This is a genomic window from Bartonella sp. CM120XJJH, from assembly GCF_042194715.1.
Taxonomy (GTDB): Bacteria; Pseudomonadota; Alphaproteobacteria; order Rhizobiales; family Rhizobiaceae; genus Bartonella.
In genome coordinates this window covers 105,014-131,207 of sequence record NZ_JBHINE010000004.1, presented here as the reverse complement: position 1 = coordinate 131,207, position 26,194 = coordinate 105,014, and the positions used below count along the sequence as shown (strand labels likewise).

Sequence of the window (26,194 nt, the reverse complement as noted above, 5' to 3'; positions counted from 1 at the left end):
AACCCTGCAACTTTGGTTTTTATCTATAGGGAAAGCCGAGCTTATTATTCGTATTAAGCAGCGATCAGGAAAATATATCATCACACTCTATGGGCTTTATCACGAAATTCACAAGAAAAGAAACCAAAAAGTGATCTTTTAAAAAATAAAGGCTCCACCGACAGTGGAGCCTCTTAGAAATTTACTCTTTAAAAAATTAGAATTTATAAGCTACACCAACACGGAAATCATTGGTTTTGTAGTTAACTTCAAGTTTTTCCTTTGCAAATTTCTTTTTACCAAAATCAGAGTAACGATATTCTGCACGTACAATCACATTATCCAGAAGCGAGAAATCAACGCCACCACCAAGTGTATAGCCAATCATGGTTTTTGTTTCATCAGCTAAGTTCTTAGAAGAAACGACTCTTCCATCCTCATCCTTAACGGATATTGATACAGTGTCTTGGAACTGCCCATAAGCAATACCCCCAGCAAGATAAGGCATAAAGCGATCAGCAGCAAAACCAATACGTACCCGTGTAGCACCACCCCAATTTTGTTTGAAAGTATGACTTAAAGTTTCAACTTCATCCTCTTGATCAAGACCAAGTTCAGAAGCCATCTTTTTCATTTGTTCTATACCATATACACTGGAATTGTTCTTATCCACCGCTTGTGTACTTTGTGCACCGTGAGAACGAGAAGCATGTGGATTAGCACCATGCGCATGAGCGCCAGAGCCATGTGCCCCTGCGTGAGTTGCACCATGCGGATTAGCATTTCCGCTACCATGATGAGTACTATGATAACCGTGGGCTCCACTTGTTCCATTGGAAGCTTTTGCTGATTCAGAGGATGATGCTGATCTCGCCAGTACAAGTGTCCCTCCGCTCGGTACTGTTCTTTCTACTGCTGAATTAACATTGCCAGAACTTCTAGTTGTTGGGGATTGACTTAATTGCCTTGCTCCTACTTGTGGTTGCTGAGCTGCATTTGCTGATTGATTTGATTGTCCTGCTCCTGCTTGTGGTTGTTCAGCTGCTGCTGGTTTAGCTGCTGCTGCTGGTTTAGCTGCTGCTGCTGGTTGAGCTGCTGCTGCTGGTTTAGCTGCTGCTGCTGGTTTAGCTGCTGCTGCTGGTTTAGCTGCTGCTGCTGGTTGAGCTGCTGCTGCTGGTTGAGCTGCTGCTGCTGGTTTAGCTGCTGCTGCTGGTTGAGCTGCTGCTGGTTTAGCTGCTGCTGGTGTAGTTGCTGCTGGACCGGATTGCGTTGCAGCAGATTTTCCTGATACGGCTTCTGCCGTTGGAGTCCCTCCTGTTATAGTTCCTACACCTGCAGGTGTTCCTGAAGCGGTTCTTTGTGCTTGTGTTCTTGGTACTGCTGGTGGGGCTGGAGGTGTTTTTGGTTCTGCGGATCTGCGCGATCTTACGACTGCATTTTCTATTGTCGTGTTATCAGCCGCACCTATGTTAATGGTCTTTGTGTGTTTTTTACCAGATATCATTAAATCCGTATCGACACCAAAAATAAAGTTATCACCGAGGTCAATATTAGAACCAGCATAAAAACCACCTATAAAACCTGAAAGTTTAGGAGAGAACTCTTTATCTAGTGGCAAACTCTTTTCTTGACCAACAAGAGCCATATCAGCTTTGCTCGAAAAACCACCAGCTTGGACACCTAAATAAAGACCTGTCCATGAAAAAGTAGGCGCAACAATGGTAGAAGAAGTCGATGATGCTGGCTGATGAGGAATCATAACATCAGCAGCTAGCGCTGTAGACGCTGAAATTAAAGAAAAAATAGACGCTGTTATTAAACGTTTTGTATTCATGAAATCTCTCCAAATATCCAAAATGAAATGTATATAGAGCATCTTTTTTGAAAGATCTGTAGCAAAAATGACACACTCACAAAAAAATAAAGATTTTTTTGAAAATAAGGCTTCTTAATTTTTTAATTTTTCATTCAATGAAAATTTGTAAACTAAACTACACTAGAATTATGTATCTTAAGGTTGGATTCATTTTAATTAAATTTTTGCATAACTGTTAATGATAATATTCTTTATAAATTTCTTTTTACCGAAATCTGAATAACAGTATTCTGCATGCAATAAACTATCATCTGTTATTTCAAAATCAATGCCAGCGCAAATAGTGAAATCAAATATTGCCTTTTTTAAAACCAAGAGACATCAAAGTTTCATCCATTTATCGCATGATCTATTTTTGGTGCTTTAGCAATAATATTTTGTATCTAAAATTAATAAAAACAAAGAACTTATTCAAACACTCGCAAAAAAACTTTTAAATTCTTTCCATAAACATCTTCATTCTGAAACATCGGTTTGATTTATAAGGATAACTTATTATTTTCATGTTGAATGAAAATAATAATACTGTAGGATTCTATCCTTTAAAACCTGTTCCATGTTGTATTAATCAAAACCATGTCTCTTGTACACCACAAGTGGAAAGAGTAGCCTAAATAAAAACATTAAAGAATTTTAAATGCCTCTTATGAACGCTTTTAACAGCCAAGGTCTATCCATAACATTCGTGGCCGGCAAAATGTATGATGATGCTAGCTTGCTCTTTTTATTAAGCGTGTAAAGATAATGGTGCTCTATAGATTTTATATTATTTCATTGGGAGGCTTTACCGTCTTACATCACTCACGGATACTGACATGAAGTGGGCTTGATGTACTTTGAAAAATATTTCTTTAAAACAAATGTGTGAATACACAACAACAAGTGTATTCCGTTTGAGACGCTTTGTTTTGCATAAGGGGCTTTAACAGTTTTTTTGTAATCTATTTATATGTGTATAATAATATATATTATGGGCAGATTTATTGGGATAGGTAGAACAGCTCAAACTTTGGGGGAGTCGATTAGCACTTTACGCCGTTGGGAAGGTGAAATTATTTCTGAGCATAAGGTAGTAAATCACCACCGTTATGACCTATCTAGGCTTAGACCTGATCTTTTCCATTCAAGAGAACTGTCACAAAAAAACTATTGCTTATGCTCGTGTATCGAGCCATAAAAAAGACGATTTAGAGCGATAAAAACAGGTTTTCGAGCTTTATTACGCAAGCCAAGGTTGGACTTATGAAATCATCTCTGATTGAGGGTAGATTCTATAAAAAGAATGCAATAAACAAAAATGTAAGACAATGCGTCATCTTCATTTTCATTATTAAAAAAATGTTGCTCTAAATGCTTTTGAAAATCGTAAAGCTAAATTAAAAGAAGATGATACAGTTGGAAACTAGTTTTTCTCTTTGTCACTTCATATGCTTCCCCAGTGAGGCTGTATTCCCGTTTCAGAACTTACTCTAACAGATATACGTAATACGTTCGCTCTAATCTGGTATATGCAGAATAAAGTTAGTCACTGGTTATGATCGTTTCCTATTTCTGAGATTAATTGAATACTTTTCACTTAGGCGTAAAACGATAGCAGTGATATAAGATTTTATGTAATTAGTAGCTATAAAATCCATATATACCATCAATTCGCCCTCTATAATATAAAACTTTTTTCTTTAAAGTCTTATAGCGCAAAATGATACAAATAAAAATAGAAGGGATTAAGAGAGAGCGAATAAAATAAAGGCCTCGTTTAACGAGGCCTTAGTATTTTTATGCTTCTAATTTCATTTTTACGAAATTAGAATTTGTAAGCGACACCTACACGGAAGTCATTGGTTTTGTAATTGAATTCACGTGTATCGTTTGCGAATTTCTTTTTACCAAAATCGGAGTAACGGTATTCTGCACGTAAAAGAACATTATCTGTCATTGCAAAGTCAACACCGCCGCCAATAGTAAACCCAACCATTGTCTTCGTGTCATCAGCCCAAGCACCACCAGTCAAATCTACATTTTGCTTATTTTCTACTGGTGGCTCTTTTTCACCTCCGTCAGCTTTCTGCTCAACTTTATCTCTCTTTCCTTTTCCTGCAACGGATTGAATACCCTGTACCTGCGCATAGGCAATACCGCCAGCAACATAAGGCATAATACGGTCAACAGCAGCAAAACCGATACGGACGCGCGTAGCACCAGACCATTTTTCTTTGTAACTGTGCGTTTCTGTTACCTTGTCATCTTCTTGAAACTGTTGCTGACCTTTTAATTCAACCTTAGCTTTTTCAAGGTAAGCATTAAAATCTGCTGCCTCTTTTCTAGTAAGAGTCAATTCACGGGCTTTTTTTGATTCTTCACGGTCTGCCCAAACTGCATCGGTTTCAACACCGAGAATGAGACCATTTCCAAGGTCTACATTAGACCCTGCATAAATACCACCCATAAAACCAGAAGGACTAGGTGTGTTATCTTTGTTGAAAAGTTCGTTATCTTCTCCTGGAATAGTTACTTTAGTTTTACTCGAAAAGTTGCCAATTTGACCACCAAGATAAAAACCTGTCCAAGAAAACGAAGGGGCTGCTGCGATAACTGCTGGGGCTGTTTCACGAGGGATCACCATGTCAGCAGCTTGTGCCGCAGAAGCTGAAATTAAAGCGGCAACAGAAGTTGCTATTAAAGCTTTTATATTCATAATTTTGCTCCTAAATTAACTATAAAATGACCTTACAAGATTATAGATAGAAAAGCTGTAGTAAAAATGTCACAATTATACAAATAAAGCCCAGAAAACAGCGATTTTGTCAAAGTCAAGATCTCTTTAAAATTTAACTTTTTATTAATACTTTTTATTCATAATTGCGATTTTGATTAAATTAAAACTTGTAAGCGATACCTACACGAAAGTCATTGCTTTTGTAGCCTAGTTTAAGATAACCCTTTTTAAATTCCTTCTTACCAAAGTCTAAATAACGGTATTCCGCACGAAGCAGAATATGATTTGTCATCGAAAAATCTATACCACCACCAAGGGTGAAACCCACCATTGTTTTTGTTTTATCAAATACCGTAGCAGAAACGGGTTTACTTGATTTACCATTTGCCGACTTTTTTGTTCCTGAAACTTTACCAACACCTTGTATTTGCGCACAGGCAATACCACCGGACACATAAGGCATAATGCGGTCAGCGACGAAAAAGCCACCACGAACTCGTGTTTCACCAGACCTTTTTCCTTTTAAACCAATGCGAGACACTGCTGTGTTACCCTTTTGAAACTTTCCATCTTCATCCAATGTAACACCAGCATCTTCAAATTCATCATTAAAATCATCAAATTTATCAATCGCAAGAATCTTTGAAATCGTCTTCGTCTCTCCTCGGTCTGCCCAGACTGCATCGGTTTCAACACCTAGAATGAGGACATTTCCAAGATCTATGTTGGAGCCTAAATAAATACAACCGATGAAACCTGAAGGCTTAGGTAGTCCATCTTTATGAAGTTTTTTCTTTTGCTTCTAAATCAAATACATCAACTTTGACTTAAAAAGTTGCTAACTTGACCACCAAGATAAAAATCTATCCAAGAAAACGAAAGGGCTGTGATAACTGCTGGGATTGTTTCACGAAGAAGAATAATGTCTGCAGCTTATGTCGTAAAAGCTCCAGCCATAGCGATAATAGACGTTTTGACTAAAGATTTTGTATTCATAAACTTTGTTCCTCATTTATTTAGAGGATAATGCTACAAGATTACATAGAGAAAAGCTGTAGTAAAAAATAATACAGTCATAGAAAATGGAGGATGCGCTCAAAACAAAATCTCTGCATGACTTTACAACGCTACTAACTTCACTTCGTGCAAGAAATTATAAATATGCATATTCATAAGATATTGATTTTACCGCGTAATTATTACCTGTCGTTTATGAAAATCTTTTTACATCTCCAACAAATATGGGGTGTGTATTAATATAACAGAGGCCCTGTCTTTGACAGAGCCTCTTGGAAGTTTATTTCGTTTTTTACGAAATTAGAATTTGTAAGCAACACCTACACGGAAATCATTGACTCTGTATTGAAGTTCAGCTGTGTCTTTAAAGTATTTCTTTTTACCATAGTCTGAGTAACGATATTCTGCACGCAACAGAACATTGTCTGTCATTGCAAAGTCAACACCAGCACCAAGGGTGAAACCAACAAGGGTCTTTGTTTCATCATATACGTTACCAGAAGCAACCAATTTACCAGAATCAGCAGAAGTATCAACAGCTTTTTTCACTTCAATCGCGGAAATTCCTTGCATTTGCGTATAAGCAACACCACCAGCGATATAAGGCATGATACGATCAGCAGCAAATCCAATGCGAACGCGTGTAGCACCAGACCACTTTTCTTTCAGAGTAACACTTTCGGTGTATGCATCTCCTGATGCAACTTTTAGACCATCTTTCACTGGAATCTTAGCTTCTGTAAGGATTTTAGTAATACCTTCAGCAGTTTTATTTAATAGTCCTCCAACCGTATGTTCCCCGTAATTAACTGTGTCTTTTTTACCAACAAAAGAGACATCTGTATCCAAGCCAAAGACTACACCACTGCCGAGATCAATATTGTAACCTGTGTATAGACCACCGATCATACCGGAAAACTTAAAATCGTTTGAAAAGTTATCAGATTTTATTGAACGCCCACCAATCTGAGCACCAAGATAAAAACCTGTCCAAGAATAGGCAGGGGCTGCTGCGATAACTGCTGGTGCTGTTTCATGAGGGATGACAACATCAGCAGCTTGTGCCGCAGAAGCTGCCGCTATAGCGATAACAGAAGTTGTTACTAAAGATTTTATATTCATAAACTTTGCTCCTAATTTATTTATGAGCACAGTGCTACAAGATTAAACGAAGAAAAGCTGTAGTAAAAATGATACAGTCACAGAAAATGGAGGCAACATCCCAGACAAAATCGCTTCATAGCTTGATTGTGTACGAGAAATTACAAACTGTATATATAAATAACTTATTGATCTTAAATGTAATTATTGTTTATTGCTTATGAAAGTCTTTTTTATAAAATCTGAATAATATCTTTCCACATCCACAATAAATTATGTGTTGTGTGATAATATAGCAACAGAGAATAACAGAGCCTCTGTCTTTGACAGAGGCTCTGTTATTTAACTTACCATCTGTTAAAATTTGTAAGCAACACCAACACGGAAATCATTGGTTTTGTAAGATGTCTCATATTTATCATTTGAGAATTTCTTTTTACCAAAATCAGAGTAACGATATTCCGCACGGACAATAACGTTATTGGTCATGGCTAAGTCAACACCAGCACCCAGAGTGTAACCAACAAGGGTCTTTGTTTCATCAGACAAGGTACCAGAAGCTATTACTTTATCTGAATCTTTTCCTGTTATTGAAATTGATGCAGTATCTTGAAGCTGTGTATAAGCGATACCACCAGCAACATAAGGCATAATGCGTTCAGCTGCAAAACCAATACGTACACGTGTCGCACCAGCCCACTTTTCTTTAAAAGTGAAACTGTGGGTTCGTTTAGCACCAGGTACAAGTGCATCTTTACCAATATTAATTCCAGATTCTGTTAATATCTTCTTAATATAATTTATGTGATCTGGAAGAATAACATATGTGTTTCCTGTTTTCGTGTCATCTTTATTAGACCACATGATATCTGTATCAACACCTAAAATAAGGCCATTGCCAAGATCAACGTTGGAACCTGCGTAAAGACCACCCATGAAACCAGAGAGTTTAGGCAAAAGGTCATCAGGCGCTGGAATCTTTTTTCCGTTACTGAGGATATCCATTTTCGTTTTACCAGAAAAACCACCAATCTGGCCCCCAACATAAAAACCTGTCCAAGAAAAAGTTGGAGCAACAATAACGGGAGCAACAGGTGTTGGACTAGGGGGAACAATAACATCTGCTGCTTGTGCTGCCGAAGCTGAAACAAAAGCGAAAGCAGAAGCTGTTATTAACCATTTCATATTCATATTTTCTCTCCATAGCTGAATATTTATTTGAACACATCATTCCATATAGAGCCCAAACTTCAGATATCTGTAGCAAAAATGATACACTTATCAAAAAAACAAAAAACCAATGAAAGCACCTTTGATCGCTTGATCTGTAATATCTGCAATAAATGAGAATTAAACTATGCCAATGCACAAATAATTTTCTCTCGTCACACTTGCTCTTCTTTATGAATTTTTCAAAAATATCTGCATTATCACCGTGTAAAGCGTGTGCTATTAGCATAAAAATATAATGTATTGATTATAATGAAAAAATATCTTTATATTCATTCATCTGCAATATTGAAGATGCTCTTTAAGCCTTTTTAAATTAAAGAAACCAAAACTGCCCCCTGCACCTCACAAACGAGCAAGTGTGTGTAGATAAATAAAACTACTTAAAAGCTGGAATGCTTCCTATTAATACTCTCAATATTATAACAGTGAAAACTGTTATAATATTGAGAGTAGCTAAATGTAACCGTTCTATTTAAATTCATACAAATAACGTTTTTACCTTTATCCTTAGCATGACCAAAAGTGAAAGCTATGTATTTCTTTTTTCATCATTGTAAAGAACGCTTGTACCACATAGAACAAGATCTCCACTACCCCATGGACAGCAACAAGATTACATGCAATTTCATCACGCTTGCTCTTTGTTTACAATTTAGGCATCTATCGTTTTTTTGACATACTTACTATTTTTTTCTTCTCTCAACCTTATAGTAAAGTCTTTTTCAGAGCTTCAGCCTTATTTTTAGGCTATCATTTCATACCCCTTTACAAGACTAAATTGAAAAAATGCCTAAAGACAGACAACCGGTATGATAAACATTAAAACTTATATAGAAATCTCCTTAAAGCTGAAAAAATGAGAAATCTTTCTTAAAGTTTTCAAACCACACCTTGCTTTAAAAATCATAAATTTGGCAGAAAAAATATCTGATATTTTGAATTATAGACAAATAAAGAATATTTTATAAATCTGTAGTCGAAACATACCATCAAAGATCAAAAGTTTAACATTTTTGTTCTTCCTCGATTTTGACGAAGCATCCTATCAGATCCTTTCTGCAAACAGCCCAGTTTCTTGTCGAGAGGATTTTTCTTAGCTCCTTACCCATGTGATTCACTTAACTAAAGGCTCTCCCTGGACAAGCCCTACTCTATCAAGGAGTTTTATGTGCGTTACATAGCCACGCTTAAAATAACAGTATTTAAAGCATAACAGCGTAACCCCAAATCCAGAGATTATATTTATCCAAACCCATGAATTTTGTAACAAGCGATTGCCATTATACAGAGTATTCCTGCACCGAAATCCACCTACCTATATCTTTTTCAAAGAGTACTCTTCACCCCCTCCGTACACAATCATAATACCCTTTGCAAACAACGCCCCCCACTTTTCAAGTGATAAAAACACCCATCTTTTTCAACTTCAAAGCATATATTATACTTCTTGATATTGTTTTTCACTTTTTAAAAACTCATTGGACTTCGTGAAAATAGGTTTGGCCGTCCTCTTTTCCCTGTTCTTCTTTTAGGATTATATCCTCTTTTTTTACCAGAATGTGACACAGCTACTAACTTAGCTGCTGTTATGCATTCGCTGTTATTTGTGCAAGAAAGTTCTATTTGAAAAACTTCAGATAAGACCCTGTGAAGCTGTTCACCAGAAAAAAGACCTCTTGAAGGAATAGCTGAAGATGCTCTCTGTATAAGGTTTTGAGCCGCTAAAAAACTCGCACCCTGAGTGATAGAGATTGAAGCAAAAGTAGCAAAAGCTGTAATAAAATATTTTATATTCATAAATTTAACCTCATTAATATCCATAATGGATTTTATCTAGTGCCTTCATTGCAAATTTCTAGAGAAAAATAATATGTTTATAGATAAAAAGCGAAAATCCTTAAAAATAAAGCTTTGGAGCATTTTTATTTTAAAATAAAAGCAAATTGCCCTGCGCTGCCAACATAGAAATCACTTATTGAGTAATAAATAAAGGCACGAAGTATCATCTAAAAATAATAAACTATAAGAACTTCACATCAACATATTGATTTATAAATATAATTTAATTTCCTCACACAAAATGAGCCTCTCAAATATCAGATATTCTCTCATTTCAAACTTATTCATTATACATGAAGAAAATTTATTCGCTTCCACATCATAAATGAGATTTGTATATGGATAAAACTCTTGAAAAAAGGGAGCTTCTTACGAATCTGTTGAAGTGCAAAAGCTATTACGGCATTTTGACTTAGTAAAGAGAACTCTTGCTGACTTGTTTCTAGCACACTTTTCTACGAGTTGCTCTTTGCATTATTCAGTATAATCGTAGTTATCTTTATACATTAATCATATAATATATTGATTTATAATGATCGTTTAACGTTATTTATATTGAATGAGAACCCTGAATACCGTAAGATGATCCTCTTATTCAAAATCTTTTTCATGTTGAATCAATCAAAACCATTTGTTTCCACATTACAAGTGTGGATAAAAAAAAACTAAAAATGCCTCTTATGAACCGTCTCAAGTGCCAAGGACTACACAATTATTGGGAGTTGGCACAGTTGTGTGATAGTAGCAGCTTATTACTCCATAAGCGTAAAAATGGGAGTGCTCAACGAATTTTATATCATATTTTGGGGCTTTCTTATTATACCATTCATAAGCGCCCCCGTGAAATGGGCTTGGGTGCCGGTTTCTTAAAAAAAAGCACATGAATTAGCAACACAAATATACTCCGTTTAGGGCGTTCTGTTTTACATGAAGAACGTAAATCCATTAAAAAACGTGAGAAACAAAAGCGTGAGGCAATGCATAATCTCTATTATTTAACAGACATTGCTTTATATACTTTTGAGCTTTATATACTTTTGAAAGTCGTAAAGCAGAATTAAAAATGATAGTAAAGATGAGATTTGGTTTTTACATTTACGCCTGCATATTTTCTCCCAATTAGGTGGCATACCAGTTTCAGAGATTTAAGTCTTCCAACCTACCGTATGTTTCCAGCCTCTCCTCAATTTTTTTTTAAACAAAAGCTATTACAAAAATAAAAAATATGAATTCGCAAAAGCACTTTGATTACCTAAACTTCAAATGAAATAGCACTTAAGAATTTATTATAACTCTTATCAAAAAAATGAGAGGATAAAATGCCCATAATGTACAAGCATTTTGTCCTCTCACATCAATAATTAACTCCATTTAAAAGCCAATTTTTAAAGTTAGCTATGCGCAAAAACATCCACTTCCGCCCATCCTAAAAGGTCAAGCTTAGCTCTCATAGGCAAAAATTGAAAACACGCCTTGGCAACACTTTCTCGCTCTTCACGTCTTAAGCGTTCTTCAAATATAACTTTTAAACGATGCAAATATAACACATCCGACGCAGCATATTCAATTTGTGCCTGTGATAACGTTTCTGCCGCCCAATCCGAAGATTGTTGCTGTTTAGAAATATTCACATTTAGCAATTCATTACAAATTTCTTTCAAGCCATGGCGATCCGTATAAGTACGCGTGAGTTTAGAAGCGATCTTTGTGCAAAAAACAGCCTCTGGCATAACACCAAATGTATGCGCTAAAATAGCAAGATCAAAACGCCCAAAATGGAATATTTTGGTGACAGCATTATTTTCAAGAATCTTGACTAGATTGGGTGCACTTTTTTGTCCTTTAGCAATCTGTATAATATCGGCGGTACCATCTCCAGAAGAAAGCTGAACAACACATAAACGATCACGATGGGGTTGTAATCCTAAAGTTTCGGTATCAATCGCAACAGCATCAGTTTTATAATTATCTAAGTTTGGTAAATCACCTTGATGAACACGAATCTCAGCCATTTACCCTCCTATTTGCAAAAGCTGCAAGAATACGCGCCCAAGACCGCTGCCCCTTATGAAACGATTTTAAATTATACTTTTCATTGGGAGAATGAATACGATCATTATATAATGCAAATCCAACCAGCACAGATTCCATATCAAGAATTGACTGAAAATCTCCAACAACCGGAATTGATCCTCCCATAGCATCGAGTACAGCAGGATTGCTCCATTCTTGCGATAAAGCTTCTTTTGCTGCCTTGATAAAAGGTGAATCATAAGGAATTTGAATTGCAGAAGAACCGCCATGCCCCTTAAATTCAACAGTACAATCAGCAGGAATTAGACTGCGCACATAATGACGGAAAGCTTGGCGTATCTTTTCTGGATCTTGCTTATGCACTAAGCGAAAAGATACTTTCGCATTCGCTTGAGAAGCAATGACCGTTTTCATCCCTTCTCCTTCATAACCACCACTAATTCCGTTAACTTCTGCTGTAGGACGCGCCCATACAAGTTCTAAAATGCTTCGTCCTTTTTCACCAACAGGAATGGAAAGTCCTATAGGACCAAGAAAGTTTTCAGCAGTACAATTCAGTGCATTCCATGACTGCAAAATCTGTGGAGGTGTTTCTTCTACGCCATCATAAAAACCTGGAAGCGTTACCCGACCATTGTCATCATGAAGCCCTGCTAAGATTTTCGTTAAAATATGAATAGGATTGGCTGCTACCCCTCCAAAAGCACCAGAATGCAAATCACGATCGGCTGATGTAATCGTAACCTCTTCTCCTAAAATACCCCGAAGAGCAATACAAACAGATGGTGTATCTGCATTCCACATCGCTGTATCACAAACCAATGCACAATCAGCCTTAAGCTCATCCTTATTTTCTTTTAAAAAAGGAACAAGAGAAGAAGAGCCACTTTCTTCTTCTCCCTCAAATAAAACAGTAACTTTAATGGGTAACTGGCCCGTTTCTTTTTTAAACGCACGACATGCCTCAACAAAGGTCATAAGCTGACCTTTGTCATCCGAAGCCCCACGCGCACAAATAACTTGTTCTCCATCTTTTTCTTTTAATGAAGGATTAAACGGATCATCTTCCCATAAATTTAATGGATCAACAGGCTGAACATCATAATGTCCGTAAAACAACACATGCAAACAATCATCTGAAGGCCCTGGATGATGTCCAACAACCATTGGATGACCTGGTGTATCGCGTCTTGAAGCCTCAAAACCTATTGTTTTTAAATCTTCTACTAACCAATCAGCTGCTTTACGACATTCATCCTTATAAGCCAAATCCGTAGAAATCGATTGGAAACGTAAAAGAGAAAAAAGGCGTTCAAGGCTCTTTTCTATATTTTCATCAAGATGTGTTAACACTTTATTCAGCATAAAAAAAACCTCTCAAGCCTTGTGTAATTATATTATAGATACGACGACTTTAAGCCTCTTGTAAGATTTTGCAAGACACCTTATTCATTTTTGACATTGTGAACAGTAAAAACTTGAACGTCCAGCCTGTAAAATACGCACAATAGGCGTGCCACATTCCAAACATTGCTTGCCTTCTCGTCCATAAACTGAAAAAGCATGTTGAAAATAACCGAGTGAACCATCTACACGCATATAATCACGTAAAGAAGAGCCACCAGACAAAATGGCTTCAGAAATCACATTGCGTATATTCTGTGCTAAAGAATCTGCAAATTCACATGCACGTGCCGTTTTTGATGCCAATGTAAAAGCACCACGTTGTGGAGACAAACGACTCCGCCAAAGTGCTTCACAAACATAAATATTCCCAAGACCTGCAACAATAGACTGATCAAGTAAAACGCTCTTGAGAGACATTTTTTTATTAACAAACGCCCTTTGTAAATAACGACCAGAAAACGCATTACTCATAGGTTCAAGCCCTAGCTTATTTAAAAGTGGATGTTCATAAAGCTTGTCCGTATTGACTAAAAGCATAAATCCAAAGCGACGCACATCATTATAAATAAGATGATAAACTTCACCATCCCTTGTTTGAATACCCATGACAAAATGATCATGCTTAACCAATTTACTTGTCGTTCTTAAAAGATCATTCTCTATACGCCATGAACCAGACATTCCTAAATGGCTTAAAATCGTTTCATTCTGAGAAAGATGAAATAATAAATATTTCGCACGCCGACCAAGTTCTATAATTGTTCTGCCAATAAGGCGCTCAGAAAAAGCCTCAGGAAAAGGAAAGCGCAAATCTCTACGATTAAGTCTGACAGATACTATCTTTGCATCAGTTACAACAGGTTCAAGTCCACGACGAACTGTCTCTACTTCAGGAAGTTCAGGCATCTCTCTTCCTTAATAATTATATACTTCCCAATTGTATCACCAATAAATTGCTTCTTTTCCCCCCTCAAAGAACGAAAACTTCCTCTACATCTGCTCTATAAAAAACTAATCCTTGATGAGTGGTTTTCACTTGTCTTCCTACTCATGTGAGTCATTTAACTAAAGGCTTTATGGCCAAGCCCTGCCTTGAATATTCACTAGGCATTCTAAAATACTTAACGTATCAATGAGGCTTACATCCCATCCCACCTCAAATGACGATATTTGAGGGCATAGCAGGATTAAGCCCACTCACCCTTACGAAATACAGGAACTCTTACACCCACCTGGGTAATGCCATCTATATCAATTTCGCCAGAACCAATCATCCAGTCAATATGAATGACACTTTTATTACCACCACGTGCTGCAATCTCTTCTGACGTCAATGATGCCCCATCTAAAAAGCATTTGGAATAACACTGCCCTAAAGCAATATGACATGCAGCATTTTCATCAAATAAGGTATTATAAAAAAGGAGGTCACTCTTAGAAATTGGTGAAGAATGGGGCACAAGAGCGACTTCGCCCAATCGGCTTGCACCCTCATCACTTTGCAAAACCTGTTGCAAAACTTCCTGACCCGTTGATGCACGGGATTCAACAATACGCCCTGCTTCAAAACGTACTTCAATATTATCAACCAGTGTTCCTTGATAGGAAAGTGGCTTTGTTGAGCGAACAACACCTTCAACCTTATGAGCATGAGGAGTCGTGAAAACTTCTTCTGTCGGAATATTCGGATTGCAAATCACACCATTTTGAGCAACGGATGCACCACCATGCCATTCGTGATCATCTGCCAAACCAACAGTTAAATCAGTCCCTGGCCCTGTAAAGTGTAAGGCAGAAAAACGCTGCTCATTAAGCCAAGATGATCGTTTCTTTAAATTCTCGTTATGAACAATCCAAGCATGTACCGGATCTTCTTCTGTAACACGTGAAGCAGAAAAAATTGCATCGGCTAATTTTTTAATCGCCTCATTAAGTGGTAAAGAAGGAAACATTGCCTCAGCCCATCCTGCTGTTGGATAAGCAACAATGGACCAATTTATAGCAAAATTCGATATTTTTTTGAGAGCAGGCTGGTAAGCTAGTGAAGTCGCCTTATTCAAACGCGCAACCTTATCAAAATCTTGATTGGAAAGGAGCAAAGGATTATCACCAACAATCGCTAAACGCGCTGCCCCATTTTCAAAAGCCTTCGCCATTCCCTCATAAAGCCAAGAAGGGGCACAATCAAAACTAGCTGTATGAGCATTTTCAAAACGTGTAAGCGATAATATATCATCACTAAAAATTGGTGTAATGACACCAGCACCAACCTTATAAGCATGATATGCAATACGCCGAACAAAAGGTAATGCTGAAACTGGAGCAGTCAAAACGAGATCCTGCCCCTCTTGTAAATTCAACCCCACTTTCACTGTAATTTCTGCAAGACGATTAAGCATTTCAGGCGAAATTGTCTCATGAATATCAAAGTACATTACCAATACCCTTCTTTAAATAAAATGCGTTCTTTACGTCGTCATATTATAAATTGTTTTCAGATCCTTTGAGTTCACTTTCTCTACGTATATTTATGCGTATCATTATTGCTAAAAGGTTCACTTAATTCATAAACAGCAATGGGTGTATAACCCTTCTTTGATCGTGAAAAACTTACCAGTTTCTGCGTCGTTTTTCTAACATTGCAACAATTGCATTTAACTGATCTGATGAAGGCAAAGTCATAATCGTTTTATTTTCCTCTTTCCTAGCTAGATTTTGAGGTGCATAGGCAGGGATAGGAACTTTATCAAGCTGTACCATAGCAAAAGACGCAGGATATGCCGTCTTGGACTGTGCTACTTCTATCGAAGGAGATGCACTTTTCTCTGCCTTTGCTCCTCTACTTTCTAAGCCTTCATCTATAAAGCTTGGCGCATGACCAGAACGTTCTTGAGCAAAAGCATAAGCAACATCATAAGGGCGATTATTTGTAGGAACTTGAAGTTCTCCATCACGTGATCGTTTTTCATAAAAAGCATTTCCCCCTGCAACCTGCACATAATGCATGTTTTTATACGGAAAAGACAAACCAGCGGTATGAAAAAACTTAGCGTGTCTAACTTTCTTATCTCGCTCACCCCGCAAAACAGCATCAGCCGCCTCTCTTACACGAGCAACAGATGCTTTCTCCGTCATAGGACGCGTTAAAACGCCAGGAGCAAATTGCCTATATTGACCAACAACACCACAAATCGTCTTAGGATAAGCGGTTGAATTAACACGATTCATAACAACCGTCCCAACAGCAATCATTCCTTCACGGCTTGTGCGATTTGATTCAAAATACATCGCTCGCATAAGACATTGACGCTCTGTCAATGGATACGTAACTGTTTTTGTCTTATTATTACTTACTTTTCCAGTCTCTAAATGATTTGAAGCACATCCCACAACAACTAACGGCGCTACACAACAGGTAACAAAAACATTCCAACGATTTTTTTTCATCTTATGCAACACATTCCTATAATCTCTGAGCTACTCAAATTTTGAAATGAGCTTTAACTGTATCTCTCAATAAAGTACATAGCTAACTGTTACCACTTAGTAAAATTTTAATACAAGAGGTAATCAAAAAGTATTTATGCAAAATAAAAAATAAAAAACTCTTAATTTACAGATCAATATTGTTATTCTTCATGGTCCAATATAGGCCATAATAACCCACACATTCCAATGACAATAAAGTAACACTATCCACTTCTTCTACATACGAAAAAATTTGGATACCAAAACTCTTTGCATCGATATTGAAAAAAACAATACAGATATCCCCTTTAATATAAAATTTTAACAAAATGATCTGAAAGGAAATTCCCCTAGAAAACTCCCCTCCGTCCAAAATGTGAGCAATGATATCATCCAATATACAAATATGTCAAACTAAGAGTTAGCAATCTTCCATGCTTCTCTGAAAAAACTCTTCGTTGCTTCTTTGTGCTTTTCCATAAGATGGTTATCTTATTCTTTCTATAGCTGCACTGTAAGAAAATACTCATATATCTACAAACTGATTTTATATATATAAGAAAAATTTTAATCTATTTTCTTCTCACCTACCCCAACTTTATAAGTAAGGTCATCGCGAGGACGATCAGAAGACATATGGTAACCCGTTATGATATAATGCAGCATTTCAGCAATATTCGTAACATGATCACCAATTCGTTCAATATTCTTTAAACAAAACAGTAAGTGCGTACAAGCCGTAATATTGCGCATATCTTCCATCATATACGTCAAAAGTTCACGAAAAAGAGAAGTATACAAAGCGTCAATCTTCTCATCACGCTCACGCACAGCGTCAACACGCTCTAATAGGCGACTCGTATAAGCATTTAAGACTTCTTTTAATTGATTGAGCGCTAAAGCTGTAATTGTTTCAAGCCCATGATAAAGAGAAGCAGATTGACGTATTTCTGAAAGTGCAACAGTCCTTTTAGCAATGTTTTTAGCCATATCCCCAATCCGCTCAAGATCAGAAGAAATACGAATGGCTCCAATAATTTCACGCAAATCAACAGCCATCGGTTGGCGTTTGCAAATAATAGCAACCGCTTTTTCATCAATGTCACGTTCTGCTTCATCTAAAAACACATCATCGGCAATCACTGTCGTTGCAAGTTGAAGATCACTACACACAATCGATGCGACAGAACGTTCAATCATCCTTTCTGCATGGCTCCCCATTTCTATAATCCTTGCTTTTAAATATTTTAGTTCTGCATCATAAGAACGGACAGTATGGTTCATAGACATATCTTACACTCCTCAATTCACCTATCCAAAACGCCCCGTAATATAATCTTGCGTCCGTTGCTCTTTTGGTGAGGTAAAGATCATTTCCGTCGCACCAACTTCTACTAAATGCCCTAAATGAAACATAGCCGTATATTGAGAAACACGTGCGGCCTGTTGCATGGAATGCGTTACGATAACAATTGTATAATTTTGCCGTAATGCATCGATAAGCTCTTCAATCCGTGCCGTCGCAATGGGATCAAGAGCTGAACAGGGCTCATCCATCAAAATAACTTCAGGACTCACTGCAATAGCACGCGCAATACACAAACGCTGTTGTTGCCCCCCTGATAAACTGGTTCCAAGATCATGAAGACGGTCTTTTACTTCTTCAAACAAACCTGCCTGCCTCAAACTCTTTTCAACTACATCATGCAATTCAGAGCGCGTTTTAACTAAACCATGAATGCGTGGACCATACGCAACATTCTCAAATATGGATTTTGGAAAAGGACTAGGCTTTTGAAAAACCATTCCAACACGAGCGCGCAATTCTACAACATCAATCCTCTGGTCATAAATATTCTCCCCATCTAAGGTAATAAGACCGGTTGTTTTAGCGCCTTCAATCGTATCATTCATACGGTTAAAACAACGCAAAAAAGTCGACTTTCCGCATCCTGATGGACCAATCAGAGCTGTTACTTGATGTTCAGGAATATCAAGTGTAATACCATGGAGTGCTTCTTTGTCTCCATAAGAAACCTTCACATCCTGACCTCGCATTTTAATCTTCATTACAAAAATTCACCTTACAAAAATCTTATCAAAGCTGTTGTTTATTAAAATTACTGGCGGCGTTCAAATCGTCGACGTAAAAAAACCGCAGAAACATTCATGATCGCAAGAAAAATCATTAATACAATAATAGCACCTGACGTCTTTTCAACAAAAGCGCGCTCTGCTTCACCCGCCCACATAAAAATTTGAACAGGCAAAGCTGTTGCTGGATCCATGGGGGTCGTAGGAATATTAACAACAAAAGCAACCATTCCAATCAAAAGCAAAGGCGCTGTTTCACCCAAAGCCTGTGCGACTCCAATAATTGTGCCTGTCAAAATACCAGGCGCAGCTAAAGGAACAACATGATGAAAAATCATTTGTGTTTTTGATGCTCCCAGTCCTAAAGCTGCTGCACGAATAGAGAGAGGAACAGCACGCAAAGCAGAACGTGTTGCAATAATGATCGTGGGAAGAGTCATGAGCGCTAAAACAAGACCACCAACAAAAGAGGCTGAACGTGGTAATCCTAAAAAATTAACAAAAAAAGAGAGTCCTAAAAGACCAAACACAATTGAAGGAACAGCTGCAAGATTATTGATGTTAACCTCTATAAAATCTGTAAATTTATTTTTGCGTGCATATTCTTCCAAATAAAGAGCCGTTGCTATGCCTATCGGAAGTGAAACTAATAAAACGATGCCTATCATATAAAGAGAACCAATGATCGCAACACCTAATCCTGCAGTCTCAGGACGACTTGAAGCGCCAAATGTAAAAAAACCAATATTAAATGTTTTATAAAGCGTACCATCACGCGCTAAACGCTTTATCCATTCTACTTGTCGATTAGAAACCTTACGGTTTTTTTCTGCTACGCGCAAATCAATCTGTCCCTTATAAGCAGAATCAATATCCGCAGATGCCAAAACTTTGATTTTTTGCGTTGTGCCAATCAGTTTTGGATTCTTTGTCACCATTTCACGCAGTTGAACGCGGACACCATTTGAAAACATACGATTAATGTCCAGAAGAGAGGCTCGATCATTTTGATCTATATTCAGTTTCTTTACTAAAGCATTGCGTACAAGAAGTGGATAATTCGCCGTCATGAGTATTTGCGGTTTTGTTTTACGTTGACCACTTGGATCAATGATCTTTTCATCCAAATAAATCGATAATGTCATTTCACTTTGAAAAAAAGCTGTATAGCCTTGACTAATGATAGACCATAAAAGCGTAAATAAAAAAAACAAACCAATAAAAATAGCAATCAAACCATAGGCGCGAAAACGACGTTCAGCCCAATACCGACGCTTGAGGCTAATATTGCGACGAGGAAAAAAATCTTCATTCATTCATATTGTTCCCGATATTTACGCACAATATAAAGAGCTAGAATATTCATCAAAAGTGTCATAACAAAGAGCGTCATCCCTAAAGCAAAAGCCACCAGAGTTTGTGGAGAATTAAACTCAAAATCACCGGTCAATTGATTAACAATCTTAACAGTCATCGTAGTCATTGCTTCGAAAGGATTGAGTGTTAAGTTTGCTGCAACACCTGCCGCCAAAACCACAATCATTGTTTCTCCAATTGCACGCGATGCCGTCAACAAAATGGCCCCCATAATCCCTGGAAGCGCTGCTGGTATAACAACTTTTTTAATTGTTTCAGATTGCGTTGCGCCTAAACCATAAGAACCTTCACGTAAAATGCGTGGTACAGCCGTAATAACATCATCCGATAAGGAGGAAACAAAAGGTATCAACATAATTCCCATCACAACTCCAGCGGTCAAAACACTTTGTGCCATAATAACCCCCCCCCCCTCTGAGAGAGACGCAGAGAGATCACGTAAAAATGGTCCGACAACCTTTAAAGCAAAAAAACCATAAACAATGGTTGGGATGCCAGCAAGAACTTCCAACAATGGTTTTACAATTGCTCGCAATCGCGCAGAAGCATACTCAGCCATATAAAGAGCTGAAAATAGTCCTATCGGTACAGCAAAAAGCATAGCGACAAATGCAATATAAAGCGTACCAGCAAGAAGCGGTATTAAACCAAATTGTCCTATTTCATCGCTTGAACCGCTCGCGGAAAAACGCGGATCCCAAACTGTCCCTAAAAAGAAATTTGAAAAGGATACAGACTGAAAAAAGCTTACTGCCTGAAAAAGCATAGAAAGCGCAATGGCTATTGTTGTTAAAACTGCAACAATAGATGCACAAATTAATCCAATAATAATAAAAGATTCAACCTTATTGCGCGCACGTTGATGAGGCGCAATTTGCATCATTCCACAGATAAAACCAAAGGACGCAATAGCAAAAAGGAAGCCATAACCTATAAACTTAAGCTTTTCAGAAGAGAATACCCACGACTGTGCTATTTTGAACACATCATCCGATGCTTCATGAGGTAAAATCAATCCCTTCGCGAGTAATTGTGCCTGCACTTCCTTATAGGAAGAGGTAGAAAGATTCCCCTCAAAGCGATAAATCTTTTTGACGAGACTTCGAAGTGTCTCCCAAAGTAGATCGTGATTTACAGGCCCTGTTACATGCGCACTATACGCCCCAAGTTCTCGAGAGGCATTATATTCTAAATAAATTGTACTCCCAGCATCCCAAAAAATTAAAAAAATAAAAGCTGGAATAACAGTAATCAAAAATGTCCACCAGCCATAATAATACGCACGAGAATGCATTTTATGCTGTCTATATTCAAGAGTGCGTGCTCGCATATAAGAAATACAAAAGCCACAAAATCCAAAAATCAATAATAGCAAAATAATGAAGGAAATGCGCATTTTATCTTTCAGTTTTTATAAAAAATAGCACCAAAATTTCCTATCCCAGAAATCCAACAAATTATTCCCTGCAAATTATTTCAATGTCATTATTCGACCAGCAGAAAAATCAGAACGCTGTGCTTGACGCTCCTTTTCAGGAGAAACAATCAAACCATATTCAGCCAAAGGACCCTCTGGACCAATCATTTGATCAGAAAGAAAAAAGTCAACATATTCTCGCAAACCTGAAACAATACCTAAATGTGCTTTCTTAATATAGAAAAAAAGCGGACGAGAAACTGGATATTGTCCACTAGAAATCGTCTCAACTGTTGGCGCAAAACCGTTAATATCGGCAACCTTTAGCTTATCAGCATTATTTTGATAAAAAGACAAACCAAAAATACCAACCCCTGTTTTATTAGAAGTTAGACGCGCAAATGTTTCAGAATAATCACCATCAATATCAACCGCTTTTCCATCCTTACGTACCGCAATACAAGCAGTGTGTATCTCCTTATCATCCATTCCTAAAGACTTCATCACCTCAACTGCCCCACTCTCTTTACACCCTTCAGTAAGTAATTTTTCCTCAAAAACTTCACGCGTCCCATGCTTCTCTCCAGGAATATACGCTGCTATCGTCCAATTAGGAAGATCACTATTAACTGCACTCCATTTCAAAACATTATTTGGTTGCAATTTTCCGTCTATAATAATTCGAGCAGCAAGGGCTTTATAAACATCTACTGGCTGTAATTTCCAATCAGGACCCTTAATATCTGTTGCAAAAACAATGCCATCATACCCAATACGTATTTCCTCAACATCTTTTACACCAGCATCAAAACAAGACTGTAATTCACTCGGTTTCATTGCTCGCGAAGCATTAACAATATCAACGGTGTTCTCCCCAATACCACGGCAGAATTCCTTAATACCAGCTCCTGTTCCACCCGATTCGATAACAGGAACCTTAAAATTGGGATAAATTTCTCCAAATGTCTCAGCAACAATCTTTTGATAAGGTAAAACTGTAGATGAACCAGTAATCTGTATTTGATCGCGCGCATTGCCTCCATTTGCTGACAGCAGTAGCGCAAAAATCAATCCCACTCCAATTGATAATACTCTGTTCATCTATAAACTCCCTAAAAATTGAGGACAAAGCCTCTTAATTCATATCATACAGTCATTGTAGTTCACATTTGCAACATAACAAATATAAAAAAGCAACATGGATCATTTTTTTAAAACCATGTTTTGGTCCTCTGTCAAATAAATTAATTTGAACACTTGAACTCAATAACATCCCAAAACAAATGAGCAACATCTGTACCGCAGAAGCGTTTAATTTCACGAATTCCCGTAGGAGATGTCACATTAATTTCTGTTATATAATCTCCGATCACATCAATCCCCACAAAAAGAAGACCACGTTCCTTTAAGGCTGGACCAATGCGTTCACAAATCTCATAATCACGTTTTGTTAACTCAACATTTTCCGCACGACCTCCAACATGCATATTAGAGCGCACATCTGTTTCTGTCGGAATTCGATTGATAGCTCCAACAGGTATACCATCAAGCAAAATAATCCTTTTATCTCCTTTTCGTACTGCCTCTAAATAGCGCTGAACAATAAAAGGTTCGTGATAAATTTCTGCAAACATTTCCAACAATGATGCTAAATTGCGATCATCTTGTTTTAAATAAAAAATACCAGCGCCCCCATTTCCATAAAGTGGTTTAACAATAATATCGCCAAATGTCTCTCTAAAAGCTGTTATTTCTTCAATATCTTTGGTAATTAATGTTTCTGGCATCAGATCGGAAAATTCAGTAACAAAAATTTTTTCTGGACTGTTGCGTACCCATGCTGGATCATTCACAACAAGTGTTTTAGGATGAATACGTTCTAACAAATGAGTCGTTGTGATATAATTGAGATCAAAAGGTGGATCTTGGCGTAAAAGAACCACATCCATATCTGTTAATTCCGTGCGAACAGACTTTTCTAATTGATAGTGGCTTCCCTCTTTATCATGTACAATCAATGGCTCTAGTCGTGCAATCACACAACCATCGTATAGAGATAAACGATCTGGTGTATAATGGAAGAGAGAGTGTCCACGTTCTTGTGCTGCTAAAGCGAGTGCAAATGTCGTATCTCCTTGAATCCGAACTGTTGAAATATGATCCATTTGAATGGCAATTTTCATAAATAAATCCTCCCTATCCTAAAAGCAGACTAGTCTATGCACCATAAACTTAGTAAACAATAAAAGAACTATGACAAGAGAAAATTTATGACACAAGAAACAGATATAAAATTAAACAACAAAGAAATCGAACGCTATGCACGCCACATCATTTTGCCTGAAATTGGTGGTGCAGGGCAACAAAAGCTAAAAAAAGCACGTGTTCTTGTTGTAGGCGCTGGTGGTCTTGGTACTCCTGTCTTAATCTATTTGGCTGCCGCAGGGGTTGGAACCCTTGGAATTGTCGATAACGACATCGTTTCACTTTCCAATTTACAACGCCAAGTTATTCATAAAACAAATGCAATAAACAAAAGCAAAACAGACAGTGCTGAAACCACTATAAAAGCAATAAATCCCCATGTTGTAGTTGAAAAACACACTCTACGCTTAGATAAAAGTAATGTGGATAAACTGCTCAATGCTTACCACATCATTGTTGATGGAAGTGATAATTTTACGACACGCTATCTTCTTGCTGATCACGCTGCCCAATGCAAAAAACCTTTAATAAGTGGTGCTGTAGAACGTTTTAATGGCTCATTAACCGTCCTTATGCCGTATAAAGACAATAATCCTCACTATCGCGACTTATTTCCCACCCCTCCGGCTCACGGAACTATCCCAACATGCGCTGAAACTGGAATCATCGGTGTTTTACCTGGTGTTATTGGAACCCTACAAGCAATGGAAGTTATTAAAATGATCACAAACATCGGAGAGCCATTAGTAGGAAAAATTCTTCTCTATAATGGATTATTAGCGCAATTTAATATTATTACTTATAAACGCTCAAATTATTAAAGAAATGCCATAGTTATTAAGAAGCCTGGAGAATCATGATTATGTCCCCTCTCCTAATAATTTTGGCACTCTTGCAATATGTATTGAAATAATAATATTTTATCGTAAGTCATCGAAACACTGTAACCAATGAAAATTATTTATCACAAATATGGAAAACCGTTTGTGAAAAAATAATTCTCTATAATGAATTATCAGCATAATTTCATGTCATCGTCTATAAATGGACAGAGACTCGTGCAAACTTAGCTGCTATCAGTATTCTTGTGTAAAAAATTTTCGAAGTAGATAAAAATACAATCAGCAGAACTCTATTCAACTATTTTACTATTCACACATAAAAATTGCCTCACATGAAAGTGCTTACTTAAAACCATAACCTACAAATAAATAATCCCATAACCTATAAATAAATAATCTAAGTCATATTTTAGTGATCGATACTATAAAAGGTCAATGATTCGTACTTACACCTCTAATCTCAAGAGAAAACGTCTATTCATCAAGCATCGTAAAATGCAGCTTAGGATTATTGCACGTATAAGAACAATTAATTGTCTCTTTTCATAAGAAAAATACATGGTGTATAGAGAAGGATTAAGATAAACCTCAGAGCGCTTTAATTACATAATTATTGCGTTCAGAAACAGAAAGCTGCGGCTCATGAATTGATAATCCTTCAACAATAATTTCACAGACAATCATATGTAGAAAAAGTGAAGCAAACAAATCTTAAAAACCAATCTGCAGATGATAGCGTAAGGAGTACATTTTTATAAAAGATCTCTTTAAAACAAGCGCGTAAATATGCAACGTTAAATGTGTTCTGTTTTGCGCGAGGGGCGTTTCCCTAACACAACATCAATAAGAGCTCTTTTGATAACCGTAAAACTAAAATTACAAAAAAATCAGACTTCTTTCTAAAATTAACATCTATGGTATAAGTTAATTTGGCTCTTTCGCTTTATTATTATCCATTGGTAAAGGAACGGGATGATCGGATAAACTGCGTAAATAAAGCAAAAGATCGGCACGATCTTGGTCATTTTTAATTCCACGAAAAGACATAATGGTCCCAGGAAAAGCTTCACGTGGAGAATGTAAATAACGATCTAACGTTACAAAATCCCATTTTTGATCAGAATGAGCACGCAATGCCCGTGAATAAGCAAAACCTGCTGCTGATGCCAAAGGGCGGTTAACAATCTCCCAAAGAACTGGACCAACACGCCCTGCTTCATTGCGTCCAGAAGTATGGCATATGGCACATTGGCGAAAAATTTTACGGCCATTTTCAAAATTTCCTTGTTGAAGACGGCTGTTTAGTGATAGGGAAACATCAGGTGCTTTTTGTTTTTCTTTAAATGTATCATTCTTGGCAATTGTATGATAATATTGGACTGATGTAGGATGGTCGTAAATGATATTGCTGAGTGTGAAAATCCCCACAATAATGACCAGTACACATAAACAAGCACAAATAAAATAAATAAATCTCAGGCGATTCATAAAAACTCAAATATTCACGGTTTCATTACCATTTTTAGTTTAAGCTTTTTCTTTATAACACACAACATCATAAATGCATCACAGATGACATTTGGAATCTT

At 37.2% G+C, this 26,194-nt stretch carries 20 protein-coding genes; 2 read left to right on the top strand and 18 right to left on the bottom strand.

The features are described from left to right. Positions 1-196: 196 nt before the first annotated feature. The 6 genes from ACFIKU_RS03180 to ACFIKU_RS03155 form a co-directional block, all read right to left on the bottom strand. Positions 197-1,813, bottom strand: a complete 1,617-nt coding sequence (locus ACFIKU_RS03180; RefSeq protein WP_375656661.1) for an outer membrane protein — start codon at positions 1,811-1,813, stop codon at positions 197-199. 1,846 nt (positions 1,814-3,659) lie between these two features. After that, positions 3,660-4,550, bottom strand: coding sequence for an outer membrane protein (locus ACFIKU_RS03175; protein ID WP_375656660.1), 891 nt, complete (start codon positions 4,548-4,550; stop codon positions 3,660-3,662). A 181-nt stretch (positions 4,551-4,731) separates the two neighbouring features. Then, complete coding sequence (locus ACFIKU_RS03170) at positions 4,732-5,151, bottom strand: outer membrane protein (RefSeq protein ID WP_375656659.1); 420 nt, start codon at positions 5,149-5,151, stop codon at positions 4,732-4,734. 737 nt (positions 5,152-5,888) lie between these two features. Further along, positions 5,889-6,710 (bottom strand): outer membrane protein, encoded by an 822-nt coding sequence (locus tag ACFIKU_RS03165; RefSeq protein ID WP_375656658.1) that lies wholly within the window; start codon positions 6,708-6,710, stop codon positions 5,889-5,891. A gap of 336 nt (positions 6,711-7,046) precedes the next feature. Then, complete coding sequence (locus tag ACFIKU_RS03160) at positions 7,047-7,880, bottom strand: outer membrane protein (protein ID WP_375656657.1); 834 nt, start codon at positions 7,878-7,880, stop codon at positions 7,047-7,049. Positions 7,881-9,389: 1,509 nt separating this feature from the next. Next, positions 9,390-9,719, bottom strand: coding sequence for a hypothetical protein (locus tag ACFIKU_RS03155; RefSeq protein WP_375656656.1), 330 nt, complete (start codon positions 9,717-9,719; stop codon positions 9,390-9,392). 722 nt (positions 9,720-10,441) lie between these two features. On the opposite strand from ACFIKU_RS03155, the gene ACFIKU_RS03150 reads away from it, so the two are divergent. Then, positions 10,442-10,645, top strand: a complete 204-nt coding sequence (locus ACFIKU_RS03150) for a DUF4102 domain-containing protein (RefSeq protein WP_375656655.1) — start codon at positions 10,442-10,444, stop codon at positions 10,643-10,645. A gap of 507 nt (positions 10,646-11,152) precedes the next feature. On the opposite strand, the gene ACFIKU_RS03145 is transcribed toward ACFIKU_RS03150, so the two are convergent. The 11 genes from ACFIKU_RS03145 to gshB form a co-directional block, all read right to left on the bottom strand. Next, positions 11,153-11,773 carry a ribonuclease D gene (locus ACFIKU_RS03145; protein ID WP_375656654.1) on the bottom strand — a complete coding sequence of 207 codons (621 nt, stop codon included), beginning with the start codon at positions 11,771-11,773 and terminating at the stop codon, positions 11,153-11,155. Beyond that, positions 11,766-13,160 carry a M20/M25/M40 family metallo-hydrolase gene (locus ACFIKU_RS03140; RefSeq protein WP_375641593.1) on the bottom strand — a complete coding sequence of 465 codons (1,395 nt, stop codon included), beginning with the start codon at positions 13,158-13,160 and terminating at the stop codon, positions 11,766-11,768. Before ACFIKU_RS03140 ends, ACFIKU_RS03145 begins: the two co-directional genes overlap by 8 nt. 84 nt (positions 13,161-13,244) lie before the next feature. Beyond that, a complete protein-coding gene (gene mutM / locus ACFIKU_RS03135) occupies positions 13,245-14,108 on the bottom strand; it encodes a bifunctional DNA-formamidopyrimidine glycosylase/DNA-(apurinic or apyrimidinic site) lyase (protein ID WP_375656653.1) in 864 nt (287 codons plus the stop codon). Positions 14,109-14,389: 281 nt separating this feature from the next. Next, entirely contained in the window at positions 14,390-15,637 is a 1,248-nt protein-coding gene (locus ACFIKU_RS03130) for an aminopeptidase (RefSeq protein ID WP_375656652.1), read from the bottom strand. Between the two features lie 175 nt (positions 15,638-15,812). Further along, the gene (locus tag ACFIKU_RS03125) at positions 15,813-16,649 is read right to left on the bottom strand and encodes a cell wall hydrolase (RefSeq protein ID WP_375641596.1); all 837 of its coding nucleotides are present in this window, start codon (positions 16,647-16,649) and stop codon (positions 15,813-15,815) included. Positions 16,650-17,237: 588 nt separating this feature from the next. Beyond that, positions 17,238-17,960 carry a phosphate signaling complex protein PhoU gene (gene phoU, locus ACFIKU_RS03120; RefSeq protein ID WP_375656651.1) on the bottom strand — a complete coding sequence of 241 codons (723 nt, stop codon included), beginning with the start codon at positions 17,958-17,960 and terminating at the stop codon, positions 17,238-17,240. A gap of 21 nt (positions 17,961-17,981) precedes the next feature. Beyond that, on the bottom strand, positions 17,982-18,740 hold the full coding sequence (gene pstB, locus ACFIKU_RS03115; protein WP_375625677.1) for a phosphate ABC transporter ATP-binding protein PstB: 759 nt from the start codon (positions 18,738-18,740) through the stop codon (positions 17,982-17,984). Positions 18,741-18,790: 50 nt separating this feature from the next. Next, positions 18,791-20,080, bottom strand: coding sequence for a phosphate ABC transporter permease PstA (gene pstA / locus ACFIKU_RS03110; protein ID WP_375641598.1), 1,290 nt, complete (start codon positions 20,078-20,080; stop codon positions 18,791-18,793). Beyond that, complete coding sequence (gene pstC, locus ACFIKU_RS03105) at positions 20,077-21,537, bottom strand: phosphate ABC transporter permease subunit PstC (RefSeq protein WP_375656650.1); 1,461 nt, start codon at positions 21,535-21,537, stop codon at positions 20,077-20,079. Before pstC ends, pstA begins: the two co-directional genes overlap by 4 nt. A gap of 75 nt (positions 21,538-21,612) precedes the next feature. Next, positions 21,613-22,659, bottom strand: coding sequence for a PstS family phosphate ABC transporter substrate-binding protein (locus ACFIKU_RS03100; RefSeq protein ID WP_375641600.1), 1,047 nt, complete (start codon positions 22,657-22,659; stop codon positions 21,613-21,615). Between the two features lie 143 nt (positions 22,660-22,802). Further along, positions 22,803-23,741 (bottom strand): glutathione synthase, encoded by a 939-nt coding sequence (gene gshB / locus ACFIKU_RS03095; RefSeq protein ID WP_375641601.1) that lies wholly within the window; start codon positions 23,739-23,741, stop codon positions 22,803-22,805. An 87-nt stretch (positions 23,742-23,828) separates the two neighbouring features. On the opposite strand from gshB, the gene ACFIKU_RS03090 reads away from it, so the two are divergent. Further along, positions 23,829-24,584, top strand: a complete 756-nt coding sequence (locus ACFIKU_RS03090; RefSeq protein ID WP_375641602.1) for a molybdopterin-synthase adenylyltransferase MoeB — start codon at positions 23,829-23,831, stop codon at positions 24,582-24,584. 945 nt (positions 24,585-25,529) lie between these two features. Here ACFIKU_RS03090 and ACFIKU_RS03085 read toward each other — a convergent pair. Then, entirely contained in the window at positions 25,530-26,093 is a 564-nt protein-coding gene (locus ACFIKU_RS03085; protein ID WP_375641603.1) for a c-type cytochrome, read from the bottom strand. Positions 26,094-26,194 lie beyond the last annotated feature (101 nt).